Origin of the sequence: Streptomyces sp. NPDC005963 (assembly GCF_040638655.1) — a bacterium.
Lineage (GTDB): Bacteria > Actinomycetota > Actinomycetes > Streptomycetales > Streptomycetaceae > Streptomyces.
Genome location: NZ_JBEXVD010000007.1, coordinates 192,702 through 210,847 on the forward strand (window position 1 = coordinate 192,702; position 18,146 = coordinate 210,847).

Here is an 18,146-nt window from a genome sequence, read left to right on the forward strand (position 1 = left end):
TGAATCAATATATCTATGGAGTGGGTACGGTGTCCTCATGAGCGATCACTCGGCCGATGAGCCTCGGCTGACCACCCGCGAAACCGCCGACCGGCTCGGGGTGAAGCCCGCGACGGTGTACGCCTATGTGAGCCGGGGGCAGCTGACCAGCCGCCGCGACCCCGAGGGGCGCGGCAGCACCTTTGACGCCCACGAGGTCGAGGCGCTCGCCCGCAAGGGCCGACGGGAGCCGACGGCCGGTGGCGACACACCTCGCATCCGTACCGGCATCACGCTGATCGACGGGGACCGCTACTACTTCCGCGGGGTCGACGCCACCGAGTTGGCCCGGAGCCATCGGTACGAGCAGATCGCGGAGTGGCTGTGGACCGGCACGCTCCATGCCGAGGTCCGCTTCACCGCGCCCCCTTTGGCCCTGGCGGCGGCCCGTCGATCGATCGAGGCGCTCCCCGACGGCAGCGGTGCCGCCGACCGGCTGCGCGTTGCGGCCATCGCCGCGGGCGTCACCGACCCCCTCCGCTTCGACCTGGGACGGGACGCGGTGGTGGGCGTCGCCCGCATGTTGGTCCCCACCCTGGTCGACGCACTTCCGGCGCGCGGTGAACCGCCCCGGCCCGACGCCCCCATCGCCGAGCGGCTGTGGAGCCGGCTGACGGCGAAACGCCCAGACACGGCGTCCCTGCGGGCACTGGACCTGGCCCTCTCGCTGCTCATCGACCACGACCTGGCCGCTTCCACCCTGGCCGTACGGGTCGCGGCGTCCGCGCGGGCCCATCCGTACGCGGTGGTCTCCGCCGGGCTGGGGACTCTGGACGGGCCCCTGCACGGGGCGGCCAGCGGTCTCGCCCACCGGATGTTGGCCGAGGTGCTGGAGCGGGGCAGCGCGGCGGCGGTCGTGGCGGACCATCTACGGGCGGGCCGGCCGGTACCGGGGTTGGGTCATCGCCTTTATTCGGGCCCCGACCCCCGGGCAGAGGCCCTGTTCACCGCCTTGGAACAGGTGCCCACGGCGGGCGAGGCGCTGGAGGCGGCCCGCGCCGTGGAAGCGGCGACGGCGCGCCAGACGGAGCTGCGCAGCAATGTGGATCTGGCGCTCGCCGCCCTGTCGGTGGCCTCCCGTATGAGCGCCGAGGCCGGCGAAACCGTGTTCGCCGTGGCCCGGACGTCGGGCTGGATCGCCCATGCGTTGGAGGAGTACGGCGAACCGGGGTTGCGACTGCGCCCCAGCGGCCAGTACGAGGGACCCCAGCCGCCCAGGCCCGTGCCGTAGGGACGCAACGGGGTCAGCCCGCGTCCGAGCCGCCCCGGCGGCCATCCCGCGCACTGAACCGGAGAGTCAAGATCCATATCATGTCGCCCCTGTGTTCATCACCTCGCAGAGCGTCGACTGTGACATGGATGATTTCGGAAAGGGCCACTCGCCCCTTACCGTTCCTATCCATGAGCCCCGAACCGACCGCCCCGGCCAGACGACGGCGGTTCGGCTGGCCGCAGCGGGTCTTCTCCCAAGTCCTACTGATGCAGCTGGCCATCGCCGCCGGGGTCACCGTGCTGGCCACCGGCTTCTTCCTGGCCCCGCTGAGCGCCCAACTGGACGACCAGGCGATGCGCCGCGCCCTGGCGATCGCGCAGACCACCGCGTCGCCGGAGATCGCCGACAAGCTGATGAACAGCCGCCCCACACCGCAGGGGCCGGTCCAGGCGGACGCCGAGCGGATCCGACGGGCCACGGACGCCGAATACATCGTGATCATGGACACGGGCGGCGTCCGCTGGTCGCACACCTCGCTCAAGGAGATCGGCCGGGTCGTCTCCACCGATCCCAGCGTCCCCCTCGCCGGCGAAGAGATCATGGAGATCGACAGCGGCACCCTCGGCCGCTCGGCCAGAGGAAAGGTTCCGCTGCGGGACGACGACGGGCGGATCGTCGGCGCCGTCTCGGTCGGCATCGAGTACGACAGCGTCCGCGACCGGCTGTTCTCCGCGATTCCCGGGCTGCTGCTCTACGCGGGTGGCGCGCTCGCCGCCGGTGCACTCGCCGCGTACCTGATCTCCCGCAGGCTCCAGCGCCAGACCCATGACCTGGCCTTCTCCGATATCTCGGCGCTGCTCGCCGAGCGGGAAGCCATGCTGCACGGCATACGCGAGGGCGTGGTCGCACTCGATGCCCACGGCCGGATCCGGTTGATGAACGACGAGGCGCAGCGGCTGCTGGGCATCGGCCCGGACGCCAAGGGCCTTCCCCTCGATCAGGTGCTCGGCGAAGGCCGCACCACCGATGTGCTGGCCGGTCGGGTCACCGGCGTCGATCTGGTGACCGTGCGCGGCCACCGGGTCCTCATCGCCAACCGGATGCCCACCGACGACGGGGGCGCGGTGGCCACCCTGCGCGATCGCACCGAACTGGAGCAGTTGGGGCGGGAACTGGACTCCACCCGCGGGCTGATCGACGCGCTCCGTGCCCAGGACCACGAGCACGCCAACCGCATGCACACCGTGCTCGGCCTGCTGGAGTTGGAGATGCACCACGAGGCGGTCGAGTTCATCACCGAGGTGGTGGGCGTGCACCGGGCCACCGCCGAGCAGGTCACGGAGAAGATCCACGATCCGCTGCTGGCCTCGCTGCTGGTCGGCAAGGCGACCGTGGCGGCCGAGCGCGGCGTCTCCCTGCGCGTATCTCCGGAATCCCTGCTGCCCGACCGGCTGGTCGACCCGCGGGGGCTGGTCACGGTCGTCGGCAATCTCGTGGACAACGCCATGGACGCGGCGGCCGGGTGTGAGGACGCCCACATCGAAGTGGAACTGCACGTCGAGGGCCGCACCGTGGTCCTCCGAGTGACCGACACCGGCCCCGGCGTCCCCGAAGCGCAGCGCGAGTTGATCTTCACGGAGGGGTGGACCACCAAGAAGCTCCCGGCCCACGGCAAGCGCGGCCTCGGGCTGGCGCTGGTGCGCAGGGCCGCGGAGCGACAGGGCGGCAGCGCACGAGTGCACGAGGCGGCCGGTGGCGGAGCGGAGTTCACCGTCGTCCTCCCGGAGGCGCTGAGCGAACTGACCGGGCCCGAGATGATCGAGCCGGAACCCGTCGCTTCCGGGGAGGCCCGATGAGGAGCGGCTATTCGACGGGGGCGGGCCGCGGCTGCGCCGGCCCCGGGGACGGTCGCCCCAGTCCCCCCATCGACGTGATGGTCGTGGACGACGACGTACGGGTGGCGGAGATCAACGCCGCATACGCGGCCAAGGTGCCCGGCTTCCACGTCTCCGCCAAGGCGCATTCGGCGGCGGACGCACTGGCGAGGATGAACGATTCACCGGTGGACCTGATCCTCATGGACCACTACCTCCCGGACGGCAATGGCCTCGCGGTCGTGCGCGAACTGCGCCGCCTCGGCCATCAGACCGATGTGATCATGGTGACGGCGGCCCGCGATGTGGCGACCGTGCAGGCGGCCATGCGCCACGGCGCGCTCCAGTACCTGGTGAAGCCGTTCAACTTCGCCGGGCTGCGGACCAAGTTGGAGGCGTACGCGGGACTACGACGCACCCTGAGCCGCGGCGGAGAGGCGGAACAAGCCGAAGTCGACCGCATCTTCGGGGCCCTTTCGGCCAGTTCCATCACCCCCGACCTGCCCAAGGGCCACTCACCCACGACGGCGGCCACGGTCCGCCAGGTGCTCCTGGCGGCCGAACAGCCCTTGTCCGCGCAGGAGATCGCCGACCGCACGGGGCTGAGCAGGCAGACGGCCCAGCGGTACCTCAAGCTGCTGGAGCGCACCAACCGGGTCCGGCTGAGCCTGCGCTACGGCGACACCGGACGGCCCGAGCACCTCTACCGCTGGGCCCCGAGCACCTGACCGGGCCCGTCCGCAGAACTGGTCCGCACGCGCCCCCGCGCGGGACCTCATACCGCGCCCGCTCCCGTGAGGGCCCGCACTTCCGTCTCGGCGTAGGCGTCCGCGTCCGGCGGCTCGGCTGACAGTCTGCTACCGAGCCAACCGCACAGGAATCCGAGCGGTACGGAGACCACTCCGGGGTTCTGGAGGGGGAAGAGGTGGAAGTCCCACCCGGGTACGAGTGACTCCGCACTGCCCGACACCACGGGCGAGAACACCACGAGCAGGACCGCCGGCACCAGGCCCCCGTACACCGACCACACCGCGCCACGCGTGGTGAAGCCGCGCCAGAACAGGGAGTAGACGAGGACCGGCAGATTGGCGGATGCCGCCACGGCGAACGCCAAGCCGACCAGGAACGCCACGTTCAGATCGCGGGCGAGCAGTCCGAGTGCGATCGCCACCGCCCCGACACCGACCGCGGCGACCCGCGCAACGGCGACCTCGCTGCGCGGTCGGGAACCCGGACGCCTCAGAGCACGGTGGAGGTCGTGCGCGACCGATGCCGAAGAGGCCAGGGTGATCCCCGCGACCACGGCCAGGATGGTCGCGAAGGCGATCGCGGCCACCACCGCGAACAGCACGGTTCCCGCGGTGGAACCGGCGCCTCCGCCGAGGTCGAGGGCCAGCAGGGGAACGGCCGTGTTGCCCGCGGTGTTCGCCGCCCGCACCCCGTCGCTGCCGACCACCGCGGCGGCACCGAACCCGAGCACGATCGTCATCACGTAGAAGCTGCCGACGAGACCGATGGCCCAGACGGTCGAGCGCCGTGCGGCCCGCGCGGTGGGCACGGTGGAGAAGCGGGACAGGATGTGCGGCAGGCCCGCCGTGCCCAGGACCAGCGCCAGGGCGAGGCTGACGAAGTCCAGTCGTGCCGCCCAGTCCCCGCCGTACTTCAGCCCGGGCGCGAGAAAGGCACTGCCGTGGCCACTGCGCTCGGCGGCCGATTCGAGCAGGGCGTTCACATCACCGTGGAACCGCATCAGTACGAGGACGGTGAGGGTGAGCGCGCCCGCCATCAGCAGGACCGCCTTCACGATCTGGATCCAGGTGGTGGCCCGCATCCCGCCGAACGACACGTAGACCACCATCAGCGCACCGACCCCGACCATCGCCCACGAGCGCGTCGACTCGCTCGTACCGCCGAGGAGCAGCCCCACCAGCCCGCCTGCGCCCACCATCTGCGCCACCAGGTACAGGAGCGACACGACGAGGGACGAGGCACCCACCGCACGGCGCACCGGACGCTCCCGCAACCGGGAGGCGATCACGTCGGCGAGGGTGAACCGACCGCAGTTGCGCACGAGTTCGGCGACGAAGAACAGCACCACCAGCCAGGCCACGAGGAAGCCGACCGCATACAACATCCCGTCGTAGCCGACGAGGGCGATCGCCCCGGAGATCCCCAGGAACGACGCCGCCGACATGTAGTCCCCCGCGATGGCGAATCCATTCTCCATCGGGGAGAACTGCCGCCCGCCCGCATAGAACTCCTCCGGCGATCCCTGCTCGCGGCGGCTGACCCGGCTGGTGATGCACAAGGTGGCCGCGACGAACGCGCCGAACAGCAGCAGTGCGAGGACCTGGTGATCGCCGTTCATCGACCGGACCCCCGTACGGTCCCCCGCGACCCGTTCCGTGGGACGGCGGCCGACCGGTGCGCCCCGACCCGCTCGTAGACCGTCCAACGGAGGTCCAGTGCCGCACGATCCCGGTACCGACGTGCATGGCGGGCGTAGGCCCAGGTGAGCAGGAAGGTGGTGAGGAACTGCGCCAGTCCGGCGATCAGGGCCACGTTCACCGCGCCGACCACGGGGCGGGCCATCAGCCCCGGCACGGTGACGGCGGCCACCACATAGCCGAAGTACCAGAGCAGGAAGGCGACGGCGGCCGGCCCGACGAACCTCCGGTAGCGGCGGCGCACCTGTTGGAAGGCGGCCCCGCCATGCACCTCGCGGTAGACGTCGACGGCGCCCGGGCAACGGACGAGGTCCATCGGGGTCGACGGCACGGAAGGGCGTATGGGTGGCTGGTTCCAGCCGAAGAGACCATCCGGGTACGGCACTTCCATCGCGCCCCACGCCGAGCGGGCGGGCGCCGCGCCCACCGCCGGTGCGGGCCCCAGGACCAGGGGCTCGCCCGGATCTGACAGGGCTGATCGGTCCCAGACGTCATCGGGCCGCACCGCCGTTGCCCACTGCCCTACCTGCTTCTCCACCGCTCAACGCTCCTTGTTCGGCGAACCGTTTCGGCCGCGTGCCCAAGGATGGACAGAACGTGAAGATCCAGGACTGTCGTGCAGAAGTGCTTCACACCATCAGGTGATGCCGGAGCCAGGCGGCTGCGCAAGGCCCTCCCGATAGGCATAGCGCACCGCCTGCGCCCGGTCGTGGATGTCCGCCTTGGCGAAGAGATTGTTGATGTGGGTCTTCACCGTCGCGTTGGAGATGTGCAACCGGCGGGCGATCTCCCCGTTGGTGAGACCGTCGGCGATCAGCGCGAGCACCTCCCCCTCCCGGCTGGTCAGCCCATCAGGAAGGCGGGGGGCGACCGGCGCCTGATCCGCGGTGAACTGTTCCAGAAGCCGCCGCTGCACCAGGGGCGTCAACCAAGCCCGTCCTTCGATGACGTCGCGGACGGCCCGGGCGATCTCATCACCGTCCGCGTCCTTGGTCAGATAGCCGCGCGCCCCGGCGCGCAGGGCGGGGAAGAGCGAGGCGTCGTCGGCGTACGTCGTGAGGACCACGACATGGGTGCCGGGGTGGTCCTGACGGATGCGGCGCGTGGCCTCCACCCCGTCACAGCGAGGCATCCGCAAGTCCATCAGCACCACATCGGGGGCGAGTTCGGCGACCAGGGCGACCGCCTCCGCGCCGTCCTTCGCCGTACCCACGACCTCGATCCCCGGCAGCAGTCCGAGCAGCATCACAATGCCCTCGCGCACCACGGTCTGATCGTCGGCGACCACCACCCGGGCGGATGCCGGCCCGCCGTCCCCGCCCATCGCGTCCGCTCCACCGCTGAAGTCGGCGCCCGCCCCGGTGCCCATCGACGCACCCCCGGTCGACCCGCTCATACCGGCACTCTCAGTCGCACCACGAAGCCGTCCCCCTCCGGTCCCGCCTCCAGGCTGCCGCCGAGCAACTCCGCCCGCTCCCGCATCCCCAGCAGACCGTACCCGGATCCGGACGCCCCCAGTTCACCGCTGTCCCGCTGGGCCCCGGCGTCGCGCACCTCAAGGGTCACCCCGGACCTCTCGTACGTCAGCAGCATCCGCACCCTGGCCCCCGGCGCGTGCTTGCGCACGTTCGTCAACGCCTCCTGGGCCACCCGTCTCACCGTCTGCGAGGTCTCGGCGGTCAACTGCTGCCGCTCGCCCCTGACCTCGGACTCCGTACCGTCAGCCGCGGCCAACTCACGTAGATAGTCCTCGACGGGAGCGATCTCGCCCCGGAGCGCGGAGAGCGCCTGCCGGGTCTCTGCGAGGCCCTCACGGGCCATCCCCCGGGCTGCGACCACACGTTCGAGGATCTGTTCGCGGAAGGGGCCCTCGGGGCCGCGTTCGATCTGGAGCCGCGCCGCCTCCAGATGGACGAGTTGCGCGGAGAGGCTGTGGGCGAGGACATCGTGTATCTCACGGGCGATGCGCGCCCTCTCCGCCAGGGCCGCGGACCGGGCTTCGGCCTCACGAGCCGTCCGCTCCTGGGCCAACAGACGGAATCCGGTGCCACGAGCTTGGGCATCGAGACGCAGGGAGAAACCGCCGAGGAGGACCGCACCCACCGTGAGCCAGGAACCCGGCTCGTAGTCGAACCCCATCACGACGAAAGTGAGGGTGACCAGCCCGACGCCGAGGCCGTAACCCAACGGCAGCCGCTCCATCGCACTGAGGGCCGTGGTGATCCACAGCACCGTCGAGGGGACCGGGCCACCGACGACGGCTGCGCCCCACCCCATGGCGGCCACCGCGGCGAGCAGGGCCAGGGAAGGCAGCAGCCGGTTGTCGAGGGTCGTGCGCTGGTAGGCGAAGATCGCTGCGACGCAGCACAGGAGGCCGAGAGGCGGAACCACTCCCGTCACGCCGGGGAAATCTCCGGACGCGTACGCACCGAACATCGCCCAGGCCGACAGCGCGGCCATCAGCACCAGATCGAGGACGACCCGCCCGCGGGGCATCCCGAGGTGGGTCAGCGACTCCTGTACGGGCCAGACGGTCCACTTGTTGCTCCGCACGCCGTGTCCTCCCCCTCTGTCGCTCCAGAACGGGCCCGGGCACGCTCCCCGGGCTCCCTCGGTCAGCGCCGATGCTACGGAGCGCGAGAGGGCCCGGAAAACAGCCCGTGGGTGGAGCTCTCGGCTCCACCCACGGGTGGTGTTCGAACGCCACGGAGTCGTATCGCCGCCTCCGTGGCACGGTTCACCGACGGGAAACGGAAGGATTCCGCGATGCGCCGGGCCAGGACTACGCGTCGATGCGCGAGCGGTCCAGGGTCGCTGCCGAACTGGTGATGAACTCCTTGCGGGGCGCGACCTCGTTCCCCATCAGGAGATCGAACACCTGCTCGGCGGAATCGAGGTCACCGATGTTGATCCGACGCAACGTGCGGTGGCGCGGGTCCATCGTGGTCTCCGCGAGTTGGTCGGCGTCCATCTCACCGAGGCCCTTGTAGCGCTGGATCGAGTCCTTGTAGCGGATGTTCTTGCGCTGGAACTCCAGCAGCGTCTGGCGCAGCTCGTTGTCCGAGTAGGTGTAGACGTACTTGTCCTGGCCCTTCTTGGGCTGGACCAGCTCGATCCGGTGCAGGGGCGGCACGGCGGCGAAGACCCGGCCGGCTTGGACCATGGGCCGCATGTAGCGCTGGAAGAGCGTCAGCAGGAGACAGCGGATGTGCGCGCCGTCCACATCGGCGTCGACCAGGAGGACGATCTTGCCGTAGCGAGCGGCGTCGATGTCGAACGTGCGCCCCGACCCGGCCCCTATGACCTGGATGATCGCCCCGCACTCGTTGTTCTTGAGCATGTCCGATACGGAGGACTTCTGAACGTTGAGGATCTTGCCGCGAATCGGCAGCAGGGCCTGGAACTCGCTGTTGCGGGCGAGTTTGGCGGTACCGAGCGCGGAGTCCCCCTCGACGATGAACAGCTCACTGCGCTCGACGTCGTCACTGCGGCAGTCGGCGAGCTTCGCCGGCAACGATGAGGTCTCCAGCGCAGTCTTGCGACGCTGAGCCTCCTTGTGCTGACGGGCCGCGATCCTGGTGCGCGCCGCAGCCACGGCCTTCTCCAACACGGCACGGGCCTGCGCCTTGGCATCGCGCTTGGTGGAGGTCAAGAACGCCTTGAGCTCCTTGGCCACGACCGTTGCGACGATCCGATTGGCCGCCGAAGTGCCCAGGACCTCCTTGGTCTGCCCCTCGAACTGGGGTTCGGCCAGACGGACGGTGACGACGGCGGTCAGGCCCTCCAGAGCGTCGTCCTTGACGATGTCGTCCTCGGCGACGCGCAGCATCTTGGCCGATCGCAGCACCTCGTTCACCGTCTTGGTGACGGAACGCTCGAAACCCGTGATGTGGGTGCCGCCCTTGGGGGTGGCGATGATGTTCACGAAGGACTTGACGTTCGTGTCGTAGCCGGTCCCCCATCGCAGGGCGATATCGACACCGAGCTCCCGGGTGACCTCGGTGGGCGTCATGTGCCCCCGGTCGTCGAGTACGGGAACGGTCTCCTTGAAGCTCCCCTGTCCGGTGAGCCGCAACACGTCACAGACGGCCTTGTCCTGTGCGAGGTACTCGCAGAACTCGCTGATGCCCCCGTCGAAGCGGAAGATCTCCTGGCTCTTGCCCTCTCCGGCGAGATCGCGTTCGTCCCGCACCACGATCGTCAGCCCCGGCACCAGGAACGCCGTCTGTCGGGCGCGCTGGTGCAGCGTCTCCAGGGAGAGCTTGGCGTCCTTGAGGAAGATCTGGCGGTCGGCCCAGTACCGGACGCGGGTTCCGGTGCGCGCCTTGGGCACCCGCTTGCCCTTCCGCAGCCCGTTGCCCGGGTCGAAGGGGGAGTCCGGACCCTGCTCGGTGAAGATGCCGGGCACGCCGCGCCGGAAGCTGATCGAGTGGGTGGCGCTGTTGCGGTCGACCTCGACGTCGAGGCGGGCCGAGAGGGCGTTCACCACGGAGGCTCCGACGCCGTGGAGACCACCGGACGCGGCGTAGGAGCCACCACCGAACTTTCCTCCGGCATGCAACTTGGTCATGACGACCTCGACCCCGGAGAGACCGGTCTTGGGCTCGACGTCGACGGGGATGCCCCGGCCGTTGTCCTGGACCTCGACCGAGCCGTCCTCGTGGAGGATCACCTCGATGTGGTCGCAGTAGCCCCCGAGGGCCTCGTCCACGGAGTTGTCGATGATCTCCCAGATGCAGTGCATCAGGCCGCGGCTGTCGGTGGACCCGATGTACATGCCAGGACGCTTGCGGACCGCTTCCAAGCCTTCGAGTACGAGCAGGTGCCGCGCTGTGTAGTTGGAGCCGTCACGCTCCGCGGTCAACAACGCTGTGGACGGCACGGACGTTTCGGCGGTCACGCGGTTCGCTCCTCGCTGAATTTCAAATGTGGCCTCGTGGGGTAAGGCCCGGCGTCGGTTGCCGGCTCAGAGCGTACCGATGCCTGGTAGAGCCGGTGTAACGCCACCCACGTGATTGTTGATGCTAGTCCAAAGTCGCATACTTGTTCGATCCCTCGAAGGGGTGACGCGAACATCACGTTCCCTTCGAGGCATGAACCATTTAGGCTCCGGGCACGTCCTCATGAACAACCGGCAACCCAGCCGGGAGGGCATCCCAGCAAGACAAGCAAGCCCGAGCGACCCACAAGCAACGCGAAACCCGTAGCGCACAGCAATACGGCTCATTCGCCGCCACCCGGCAGCAGACAGCCGCCTTGAGAAGAAGTTTCGAGGAAAAGCCCCGAGCGGGAACGTTTTCGGGCTGGTTGGATGTTGACCCTGGTACGACAGCTCGTCGAGCTAGAGAAGAGGCGACGTGACTACTGTTCTGACCCCCGCGAGCCCGCTGACGGCCGCTGACCGCTGCGACAGGTGCGGCGCCCAGGCATATCTGCGTGTCGTCCTGACCAGCGGTGGTGAACTGCTCTTCTGCGCCCACCACGGACGTAAGTTCGAGCCGGAACTCAAGAAGATCGCCGCGGAAATACAGGATGAGAGCGACCGGCTCACGGCCGTTCCCGCCGGTGCCGGCGAAGAGGATCACTGACACCTCACATCCACGACGAGCTAGGCCGGTCCGAGATCGGCTGACGGGCGGTTACCCCTGATCCCATCAGGGGTAACCGCCCGCTCTCGTACCGTCACCACGATCCGTCGACGACCCCGCGATCCGGTCGGGAGGGATTCAGCGCACCGGCAGCGCCGAGACCCGTGCATACACGCCAGGGCTGTCCGCCCGGCCGCATCCACTCCCCCACGAGACCAGGCCGATCAACCGGCCCTGGGCCACCAGCGGCCCACCGCTGTCCCCCTGACAGGCATCACGTCCACCTGCGGGATCTCCGGCACAGACCATCGTCTCGGCGGCGTAGCGCCCGCTCAACCCTCCCGGGTAGGCCCGCTCGCACGTCCCGTCCGAGAGCACGGTCACCTGCGCTGCGCGTAGGGACGTGGCGTAGCTACCGTCACCCTCGGTGTCCCCCCAGCCATAGACGGCCGCGCCCACCCCCGGCCGATAGGCAGGGTCTCCGGCGCCCGCCACCTCGATCACGTGCGACGACGGCAGAGCCTCGGCGAGGGTCACCACGGCAAGATCGGAGCTGCTGGTGAACGGATCGTACTCGGGTGAGACCCAACGCTCCGTCACCGGAATCTCCTGCCCGGAGTCACTCGTCAGCTCCGTGCGTCCGACGATGACACGAAGGTCAGGAACCTCCGTCTCACCGAGCACCGTCCGACTCAGACAGTGGGCCGCTGTCATCACCTTGGTCGGGGCGATCACCACTCCGCCGCAGAACTGCCCGGAGCGTGTTCCCCCGAACCGGTCACGGCTGGCCAGGGCCACCACCCAAGGACTGTCGGCCGCCCGCACGGGAAACCCTCCCACCACCACGCTGTCGGCGAGTGCCGGAACGGGCGACGCCAACGGAACCACTGCCACTGCGGCGATCAGAGCCAGCGCCCCGGTCAGGGCTCGTACGAGAGAACGACACATCGGGTCTCCTGACTTTGCGTGAATGGGAGTCCACCCAGAGTCATTCAACACGTTGGGGTGCGCACCTGCGGCGCCCGGGACCGCGGCGCTCCGAAGCCAACGCTGCCATCGGTCACGACCGTCACACCACGACGAAGGGTCCGACTTCGCTCAGGAAGTCGGACCCTTCGGGGACCGCTGTGGCTCCGGGGTGCGCGGAGCCCCTAGTCGAGGTAGTCGCGCAGGACCTGCGAACGCGACGGGTGACGCAGCTTCGACATCGTCTTCGATTCGATCTGGCGAATGCGCTCACGCGTCACGCCGTAGACCTTGCCGATCTCGTCTAGCGTCTTCGGCTGACCGTCCGTGAGGCCGAATCGCATCGAAACGACGCCGGCCTCCCGCTCGGAAAGCGTGTCGAGAACCGAGTGCAGCTGCTCCTGGAGGAGCGTGAAGCTGACCGCGTCGGCGGGCACGACGGCTTCGGAGTCCTCGATGAGGTCACCGAACTCGCTGTCGCCGTCCTCGCCCAGGGGGGTGTGCAGGGAGATCGGCTCCCGACCGTACTTCTGGACCTCGATGACCTTCTCCGGGGTCATGTCGAGTTCCTTGGCCAGCTCCTCCGGGGTGGGCTCACGACCCAGGTCCTGGAGCATCTGGCGCTGCACGCGCGCGAGCTTGTTGATGACCTCGACCATGTGCACCGGGATACGGATGGTGCGGGCCTGGTCGGCCATCGCCCGGGTGATGGCCTGGCGGATCCACCACGTCGCGTACGTGGAGAACTTGTAGCCCTTGGTGTAGTCGAACTTCTCGACCGCACGGATCAGACCGAGGTTGCCCTCCTGGATCAGGTCCAGGAAGAGCATGCCGCGGCCGGTGTAGCGCTTGGCCAGCGAGACGACCAGTCGGAGGTTGGCCTCCAGCAGGTGGTTCTTGGCCCGGCGGCCGTCCTCGGCGATGATCTCCAGCTCGCGCTTGAGCTTCGGCGCCAGCTTGTCGGAGTTCGCCAGCTTGTCCTCGGCGAACAGTCCGGCCTCGATGCGCTTGGCGAGCTCGACCTCCTGCTCGGCGTTGAGGAGGGGAACCTTGCCGATCTGCTTGAGGTAGTCCTTGACCGGGTCGGCGGTGGCTCCGGCGACGGCGACCTGCTGCGCGGGTGCGTCGTCCTCGTCCTCATCGGACAGGACGAAGCCCTTGCTCTCGCCTTCGGCCTCTTCCTCTTCGCCCTTCCCCGGCTGCACCTCGTCCAGCAGCTCGTCGCCCTCGCCGGGCTCGTCGGAATCCTTCTTGGCGGCGGTCTTCTTGGCCGTCGTCTTCTTGGCGGCGGTCTTCTTCACCGTCGCCTTCTTGGCCGTCGTCTTCTTGGCAGCGGCCTTCTTGGCAGGCGCAGCGCCCGAGACCTCGTCACCGGCCTGGGCGTCGACGGACTCGGCCGCCGACGTGGCCGCGACCGTCTTGGCCGCGACGGTCTTGGTGGCAGTGCGCTTTGCCGGGCTCTTCGCAGCGACGCTCTTGCGGGCGCGCCTGGGCGACTCCGCGGCATTCACCATCAGCGTCACACCCTCTTCCTCGAGGATCTGGTTGAGGCTGCGCAGAACATTCTTCCACTGGGTTTGCGGAATCTGGTCGGCCTCGAAGGCGCGACGCACGTCATCGCCGGCGATCTGCCCATCAGCCTTTCCCCGCTCGATGAGCGCCATCACAGACTCGGACTCGGCGATCTCCGGCGGGAGCGTACGGGATGTGCTGGCCGACACGAACAACCTCTCGGAACGATGGAAACGGCTTCCGGCCCCGCCCATGATCGGGCTTGGGCCGACGACCACAGGCTGCGGATGGCCGGTGGCGCGGGCGGCTGAACCTCAGAACTGCGCGGAACTACACAGCGTCATGAACGACGGCTGCATTCCTTCCTCGGCTATCACCTCTTAGGTCATCGCCCTGTTCCGAGGAGTGTTACGCCCAATTCGCGTGGCCCGAGTCACACCCCATATGCGGCAAAAAACTTATAGAGGGTGCAGAGCGTACATTTGCGCCGCCGGACCCCGGTGGAATCCGGTGGCACTCCGCAGGTACGACTTCCGCACTCCCGGCCGCAGCGCGCCGCTGCGGGGCCAGCAGGTGTACACCTGCCCCGAACCAGCCGGTGTACGCCTCCGCACGCGACCGCGCAGCCGGGTTCAGTGCTCGCGGGGTGCGGGCACGACGCGCTCCCCTTCCGGGTGGACCGTCAGCAGCTGCCGCATCGCGGATTCGGCGGCGTGGGAGTCACCGGCGGCGAGGGCGTCGGCGATGCGGGCGTGGTGACCCAGGGACGCCTCGTTGGGTCGGTCACAGCCGGTGACCGGGCCGCCCGAGACATGCAGGGCGGAGGAGACGATCCCGGAAAGGTGCTCCAACATGCGGTTGCCGGCGAGCTGGATGAGCAGCGAGTGGAACTCCGCATCGGCACGGGAGAAGGTGATCCCGTCACCCTGCGCAAGGGCGTGGCCCATGATCTCGACCATGTCGCCCAGGCGCTGCTGAACGTCCTCGCGCCCATGACCGGCCGCGAGACGGGCGGCGAGGGGCTCGATGGTCCAGCGCAGCTCGCAGAGCTCGCGACGCTGGTCCTCGCGCTGGGGGCCGAAGGCGCGCCATTCGATGATGTCGGGGTCGAGAAGGTTCCAGTCGGCCACGGGACGGACCCGGGTGCCGACATTGGGTCGAGCGCTGACCAAGCCCTTCGCCTCAAGGACGCGGAGCGACTCCCGCACCACGGTGCGGGAAACTTCGAAACGCTGTCCGATCTCCTCGGGAACCAGGGGGCGGTCGGCGCCCAGGTCTCCCGAGACGATCATCTGGCCGAGCTGCTGGACGAGTTGGCCGTGCAGGCCACGGCCCCGGTTGCCTGCCGCGCGGCGGCCAACGCGCCCCAACTCTGCGTCGGGACCGTCCCAGGAGGGCGGAGCCACACGTTCGGCGGCAGGCTGCTCCCCGTAGGGGTATCGGTCGAGTTCGCCCGAACCTGCGAGGCCGGTGTCAGCGGGGCGGGCGGCGGTCATCATGGTGTGCGCAAGGGTACTCACGCATCCTTTGTCGGCCCCACTTCCGCAGCCCTTGAGGTCTTTGGTGAAAAGCACACGAAAGGGTGATCGGTGCTTCCCCCACAATTGACGACTTATCGGAGATAAACGGGCGTACTCAAGGGAGTTAGCGGCAGATTGGCCCACCTCGATCGCCGGCGATCACCAATGTGTTCTTCGACGAAGGCCGACGAACACAAACACGCAGACCAGAACAGTCAGCGACAACGCCAGGGCCGCTCCGACGGGTTGGGCAGCCATGCGTAGCCCGCCGAACACCAGGGCGTCAGCCTGCTGCGGCAGCCAGAACCACGCCAGCTCTCGCACCCTGTCGGGGAATCCGGCCATCGAACGAGCTGACGGAACGACGAGTGCCTGCCGCACCAGAGGTGTGATGACGACCGGCACGAACAGAACGGCGGCCACGCCCGCCGCAGTGGCGCGAAAGACACCTGCGGCCAGCAGTCCGACCCAGGCGCACCCGAGGGTCAGGGCGCACCAATGCGTCAGCAACACCGTCCGGTTTCCCTGGAGCACGATCGCTTCGGGGCCGTAGACCACACCCAGCAACTGCACGTCGATACCTGCGACCAGCAGGGCGATCACCACGGCCCCGACCCCTGTGACCAGCAACTTGGCAAGCAGCAGCGCAAGCCTGCGGGGGACCGTGCCACGAGCGGCAAGGACCGGATGGCGGAACTCCTCCCCGTAGGAGAGCGCCCCGATCAGACCCGCGCAGAGGGCGGCAGGAGGCAGGGGGAGGAAATCCGGCCAGGCAGCGATGGCGACCGGCACCGGAACGTCGGGAGAGCGAGCGAGCAAGAGGCACAGGACCGGGGAGACCAGGAGGGCGGCACCGAGGACGAACGTGGTAGTTCGAACGCCGAACAGGCGCAGGAGTTCGTAGCGGACCGGACGCAACGGGCTGACCAGGGGGCGGCGCGGCGACTGGCGACTCGGCCGGGAGGCGGATCCGGGCGGGCGGTGCGGAGGTCGATCAGCCTCCGTTGACGCAAGGACGCGTTGCCCGGTCCCCGTCGTCGTCGGGTGAGTACCTCGACCGAGCGCGGGCGGCGGGCGGACTCCACGGTCGGACTCCACCGGACGGCACCCACCGCGGCTGCGCCCCACGGGAGTCGGCGGGGTCGGAAGGAGATCCGGAAGGAGATCCGACGAAGATGCGGAACCGCGGCCGGGCGCAACCGGAGGAGGCATCGAGTGCAGGGAACGCACGTCACCGTGAGCGGAAGCCACGTCCGGCACGACGTCCCGCGTCTGGTCTCCACCACCCCCCCTTTCGGGATGCTCGATGCTCCGTCGGATCGGGCGGAGCGGATCGGGCGTGGTGCCGGGCGGGAGCCGGGTGAGGGACACCCGGTCACCGCGTTCGCCCTGGGTGCCTCCTTCGCTCCGAGAGAGAACCGATTCGCCCGTCTCCTCGGCGAGGCGGTACACGAGGACGCGATGGCGGTACGCGATCTCCCCCACCTCGGCGCAGTTGCTGCCGTAGATCGAGAGTTCGCCGCCGCCCTCGACCACGACTTCGACGGATCGCAGCGCGGCTCGGGCCTCGCGCTGCAGGAGTGAGGCCAGACGCACGGCATAGGGGGTGCAGACGGTGACACGCGGACGCAGCCGGGTTCGCGCGAAGACCGCCGCCGCTTGATCGGCGATCAACCTTCCCTGGCCCACCGTGACAACTCGATCCGCGATCACCGCCGCACCCTTCGGGTCATCGGTCGTCCACAGAACCGTTCCGCCACGGTCTGCATGGGCGCGCATCAACCCGTACTGCCACACATGTTCCCGAGGGGTCAGCCCCTTCCCCGGCTCGTCCAACAGCAGGGTTTGAGGGGCAGGGAGCAGAGCAGCAGCGATGCCGAGCCTGCGGTCAGCGGCGAGTGACAGGGCATCGAGGCGCTGGTCCCCCAGGGCCGAGAGGCCGACCTCGTCGAGCAACTCATCGGCACGGACCAGCGCGACCCCCGCCGCAGCGCAGAGCATCCGGAGCTGTCCACGCGCCGTACGGGCCGGATGCCCGGGCACGTCTCCCAGAAGCGCCCCCACCTCTCGGGCAGGACGGGCGACGCGGTGGAGGGGGTTCCCGCGGAAATAGGTGGTTCCACGGCCCGGCTCAAGCTCCAGCATGAGCCGGAGCGCCGTGGACTTGCCCGCCCCCGTGGGCCCGAACAGCGCTGTGATCCGACCCTCCGGGGCCTCGAAACTGAGGTCCCGAACGGCTGACAGGCCCGATCGCCCAGGGCGACTGGTGAGTCCGATGGCCTGGAGCATCTCTCACTCTCCCGGAAGGCGGAAGCAGGCCCGCGGAGCGGTGACACGGGCGGTGACACGGGCACCGGAGCAAGATAACTCGACATTCGCGACTTTCCACGCAAGAGCCCCTCTGAGGGATTTCGCCCCGCCACCGCCACCGCACCGAACACGGGCACTCTGCGACATCGCATGGGGGCGGGGCGGGGACGGGATCTCGCGGGGGCTGGTCGCAGGGGGCGCTTCATCGCGGACTTGGGGGCCCTCCCCCCTCCCTCCCCTCCCTCCCACCCGCCTTGCTCTACGCTCCCGAGCCGGCCGCTTTGGGCGTCCCGCTCTTCCGGGCAGGCACGCCTCCCTCCTACCGGCCTCGCAGAACCGTCCAGGAGGCACCCTGCGCCCCGTGGACGCCCCGCACGCCCCACGGTGGTCGGTACGCGGTCCGCGCGGCGCAGCGAACCACTCAGGCGCTTGGAGCGGATATCGATGGTTGACGCGGTCAGCCTCCGCCCCGGCTGCGAGATCGCTCCCGCCTACGCCTGCCGCTAGCGCCCCAGCCAGAGGCAACTCCCGCGATGCCCGCCGAGGACACGCTCCCGACATCGAAAGCCCTCACCGGCTCCCGGCTCCCGGCTCCCGGCTCCCGGCTCCCGGCTCCCGGCTCCCGGCTCCCGGCTCCCGGCTCCCGGCTCCCGGCTCCCGGCTCCCGGCTCCCGGCG

At 69.3% G+C, this 18,146-nt stretch carries 13 protein-coding genes; 4 read left to right on the forward strand and 9 right to left on the reverse strand.

What is annotated here, in order from left to right; genetic code table 11:
* Nucleotides 1–37 precede the first annotated feature (37 nt).
* The 3 genes from ABZ348_RS13610 (at nucleotide 38) to ABZ348_RS13620 (ending at nucleotide 3,854) form a co-directional block, all read left to right on the forward strand.
* A complete protein-coding gene (locus ABZ348_RS13610; RefSeq protein ID WP_358932499.1) occupies nucleotides 38–1,270 on the forward strand; it encodes a citrate synthase in 1,233 nt (410 codons plus the stop codon).
* A 170-nt stretch (nucleotides 1,271–1,440) separates the two neighbouring features.
* Nucleotides 1,441–3,108, forward strand: coding sequence for a sensor histidine kinase (locus tag ABZ348_RS13615; RefSeq protein ID WP_358932501.1), 1,668 nt, complete (start codon nucleotides 1,441–1,443; stop codon nucleotides 3,106–3,108).
* 77 nt (nucleotides 3,109–3,185) lie between these two features.
* Nucleotides 3,186–3,854, forward strand: a complete 669-nt coding sequence (locus tag ABZ348_RS13620) for a response regulator (RefSeq protein WP_358932612.1) — start codon at nucleotides 3,186–3,188, stop codon at nucleotides 3,852–3,854.
* A 47-nt stretch (nucleotides 3,855–3,901) separates the two neighbouring features.
* Here the strand turns inward: ABZ348_RS13620 and ABZ348_RS13625 are convergent, their stop codons facing one another.
* The 5 genes from ABZ348_RS13625 to ABZ348_RS13645 all read right to left on the reverse strand — a co-directional run bounded on the left by ABZ348_RS13625 (nucleotide 3,902) and on the right by ABZ348_RS13645 (nucleotide 10,473).
* Entirely contained in the window at nucleotides 3,902–5,494 is a 1,593-nt protein-coding gene (locus ABZ348_RS13625; protein WP_358932503.1) for a cation acetate symporter, read from the reverse strand.
* Entirely contained in the window at nucleotides 5,491–5,964 is a 474-nt protein-coding gene (locus ABZ348_RS13630) for a DUF485 domain-containing protein (protein WP_358932614.1), read from the reverse strand. Before ABZ348_RS13630 ends, ABZ348_RS13625 begins: the two co-directional genes overlap by 4 nt.
* Nucleotides 5,965–6,210: 246 nt before the next feature.
* Complete coding sequence (locus tag ABZ348_RS13635; protein WP_358932616.1) at nucleotides 6,211–6,897, reverse strand: response regulator transcription factor; 687 nt, start codon at nucleotides 6,895–6,897, stop codon at nucleotides 6,211–6,213.
* Nucleotides 6,898–6,965: 68 nt separating this feature from the next.
* Nucleotides 6,966–8,126, reverse strand: coding sequence for a histidine kinase (locus tag ABZ348_RS13640; RefSeq protein WP_358932505.1), 1,161 nt, complete (start codon nucleotides 8,124–8,126; stop codon nucleotides 6,966–6,968).
* Nucleotides 8,127–8,355: 229 nt separating this feature from the next.
* Nucleotides 8,356–10,473, reverse strand: coding sequence for a DNA topoisomerase IV subunit B (locus tag ABZ348_RS13645; protein ID WP_358932507.1), 2,118 nt, complete (start codon nucleotides 10,471–10,473; stop codon nucleotides 8,356–8,358).
* Between the two features lie 457 nt (nucleotides 10,474–10,930).
* Here ABZ348_RS13645 and ABZ348_RS13650 point away from each other — a divergent pair, with 457 nt between their 5' ends.
* Complete coding sequence (locus ABZ348_RS13650; RefSeq protein WP_329024000.1) at nucleotides 10,931–11,161, forward strand: hypothetical protein; 231 nt, start codon at nucleotides 10,931–10,933, stop codon at nucleotides 11,159–11,161.
* 138 nt (nucleotides 11,162–11,299) lie between these two features.
* On the opposite strand, the gene ABZ348_RS13655 is transcribed toward ABZ348_RS13650, so the two are convergent.
* The 4 genes from ABZ348_RS13655 to ABZ348_RS13670 all read right to left on the reverse strand — a co-directional run bounded on the left by ABZ348_RS13655 (nucleotide 11,300) and on the right by ABZ348_RS13670 (nucleotide 17,448).
* Nucleotides 11,300–12,109 (reverse strand): serine protease, encoded by an 810-nt coding sequence (locus tag ABZ348_RS13655; protein WP_358932509.1) that lies wholly within the window; start codon nucleotides 12,107–12,109, stop codon nucleotides 11,300–11,302.
* A 203-nt stretch (nucleotides 12,110–12,312) separates the two neighbouring features.
* Nucleotides 12,313–13,848 (reverse strand): RNA polymerase sigma factor, encoded by a 1,536-nt coding sequence (locus tag ABZ348_RS13660; protein ID WP_358932511.1) that lies wholly within the window; start codon nucleotides 13,846–13,848, stop codon nucleotides 12,313–12,315.
* 423 nt (nucleotides 13,849–14,271) lie between these two features.
* The gene (locus ABZ348_RS13665) at nucleotides 14,272–15,159 is read right to left on the reverse strand and encodes a FadR/GntR family transcriptional regulator (protein WP_358932513.1); all 888 of its coding nucleotides are present in this window, start codon (nucleotides 15,157–15,159) and stop codon (nucleotides 14,272–14,274) included.
* 159 nt (nucleotides 15,160–15,318) lie between these two features.
* Entirely contained in the window at nucleotides 15,319–17,448 is a 2,130-nt protein-coding gene (locus ABZ348_RS13670; protein ID WP_358932515.1) for an ATP-binding cassette domain-containing protein, read from the reverse strand.
* Nucleotides 17,449–18,146 lie beyond the last annotated feature (698 nt).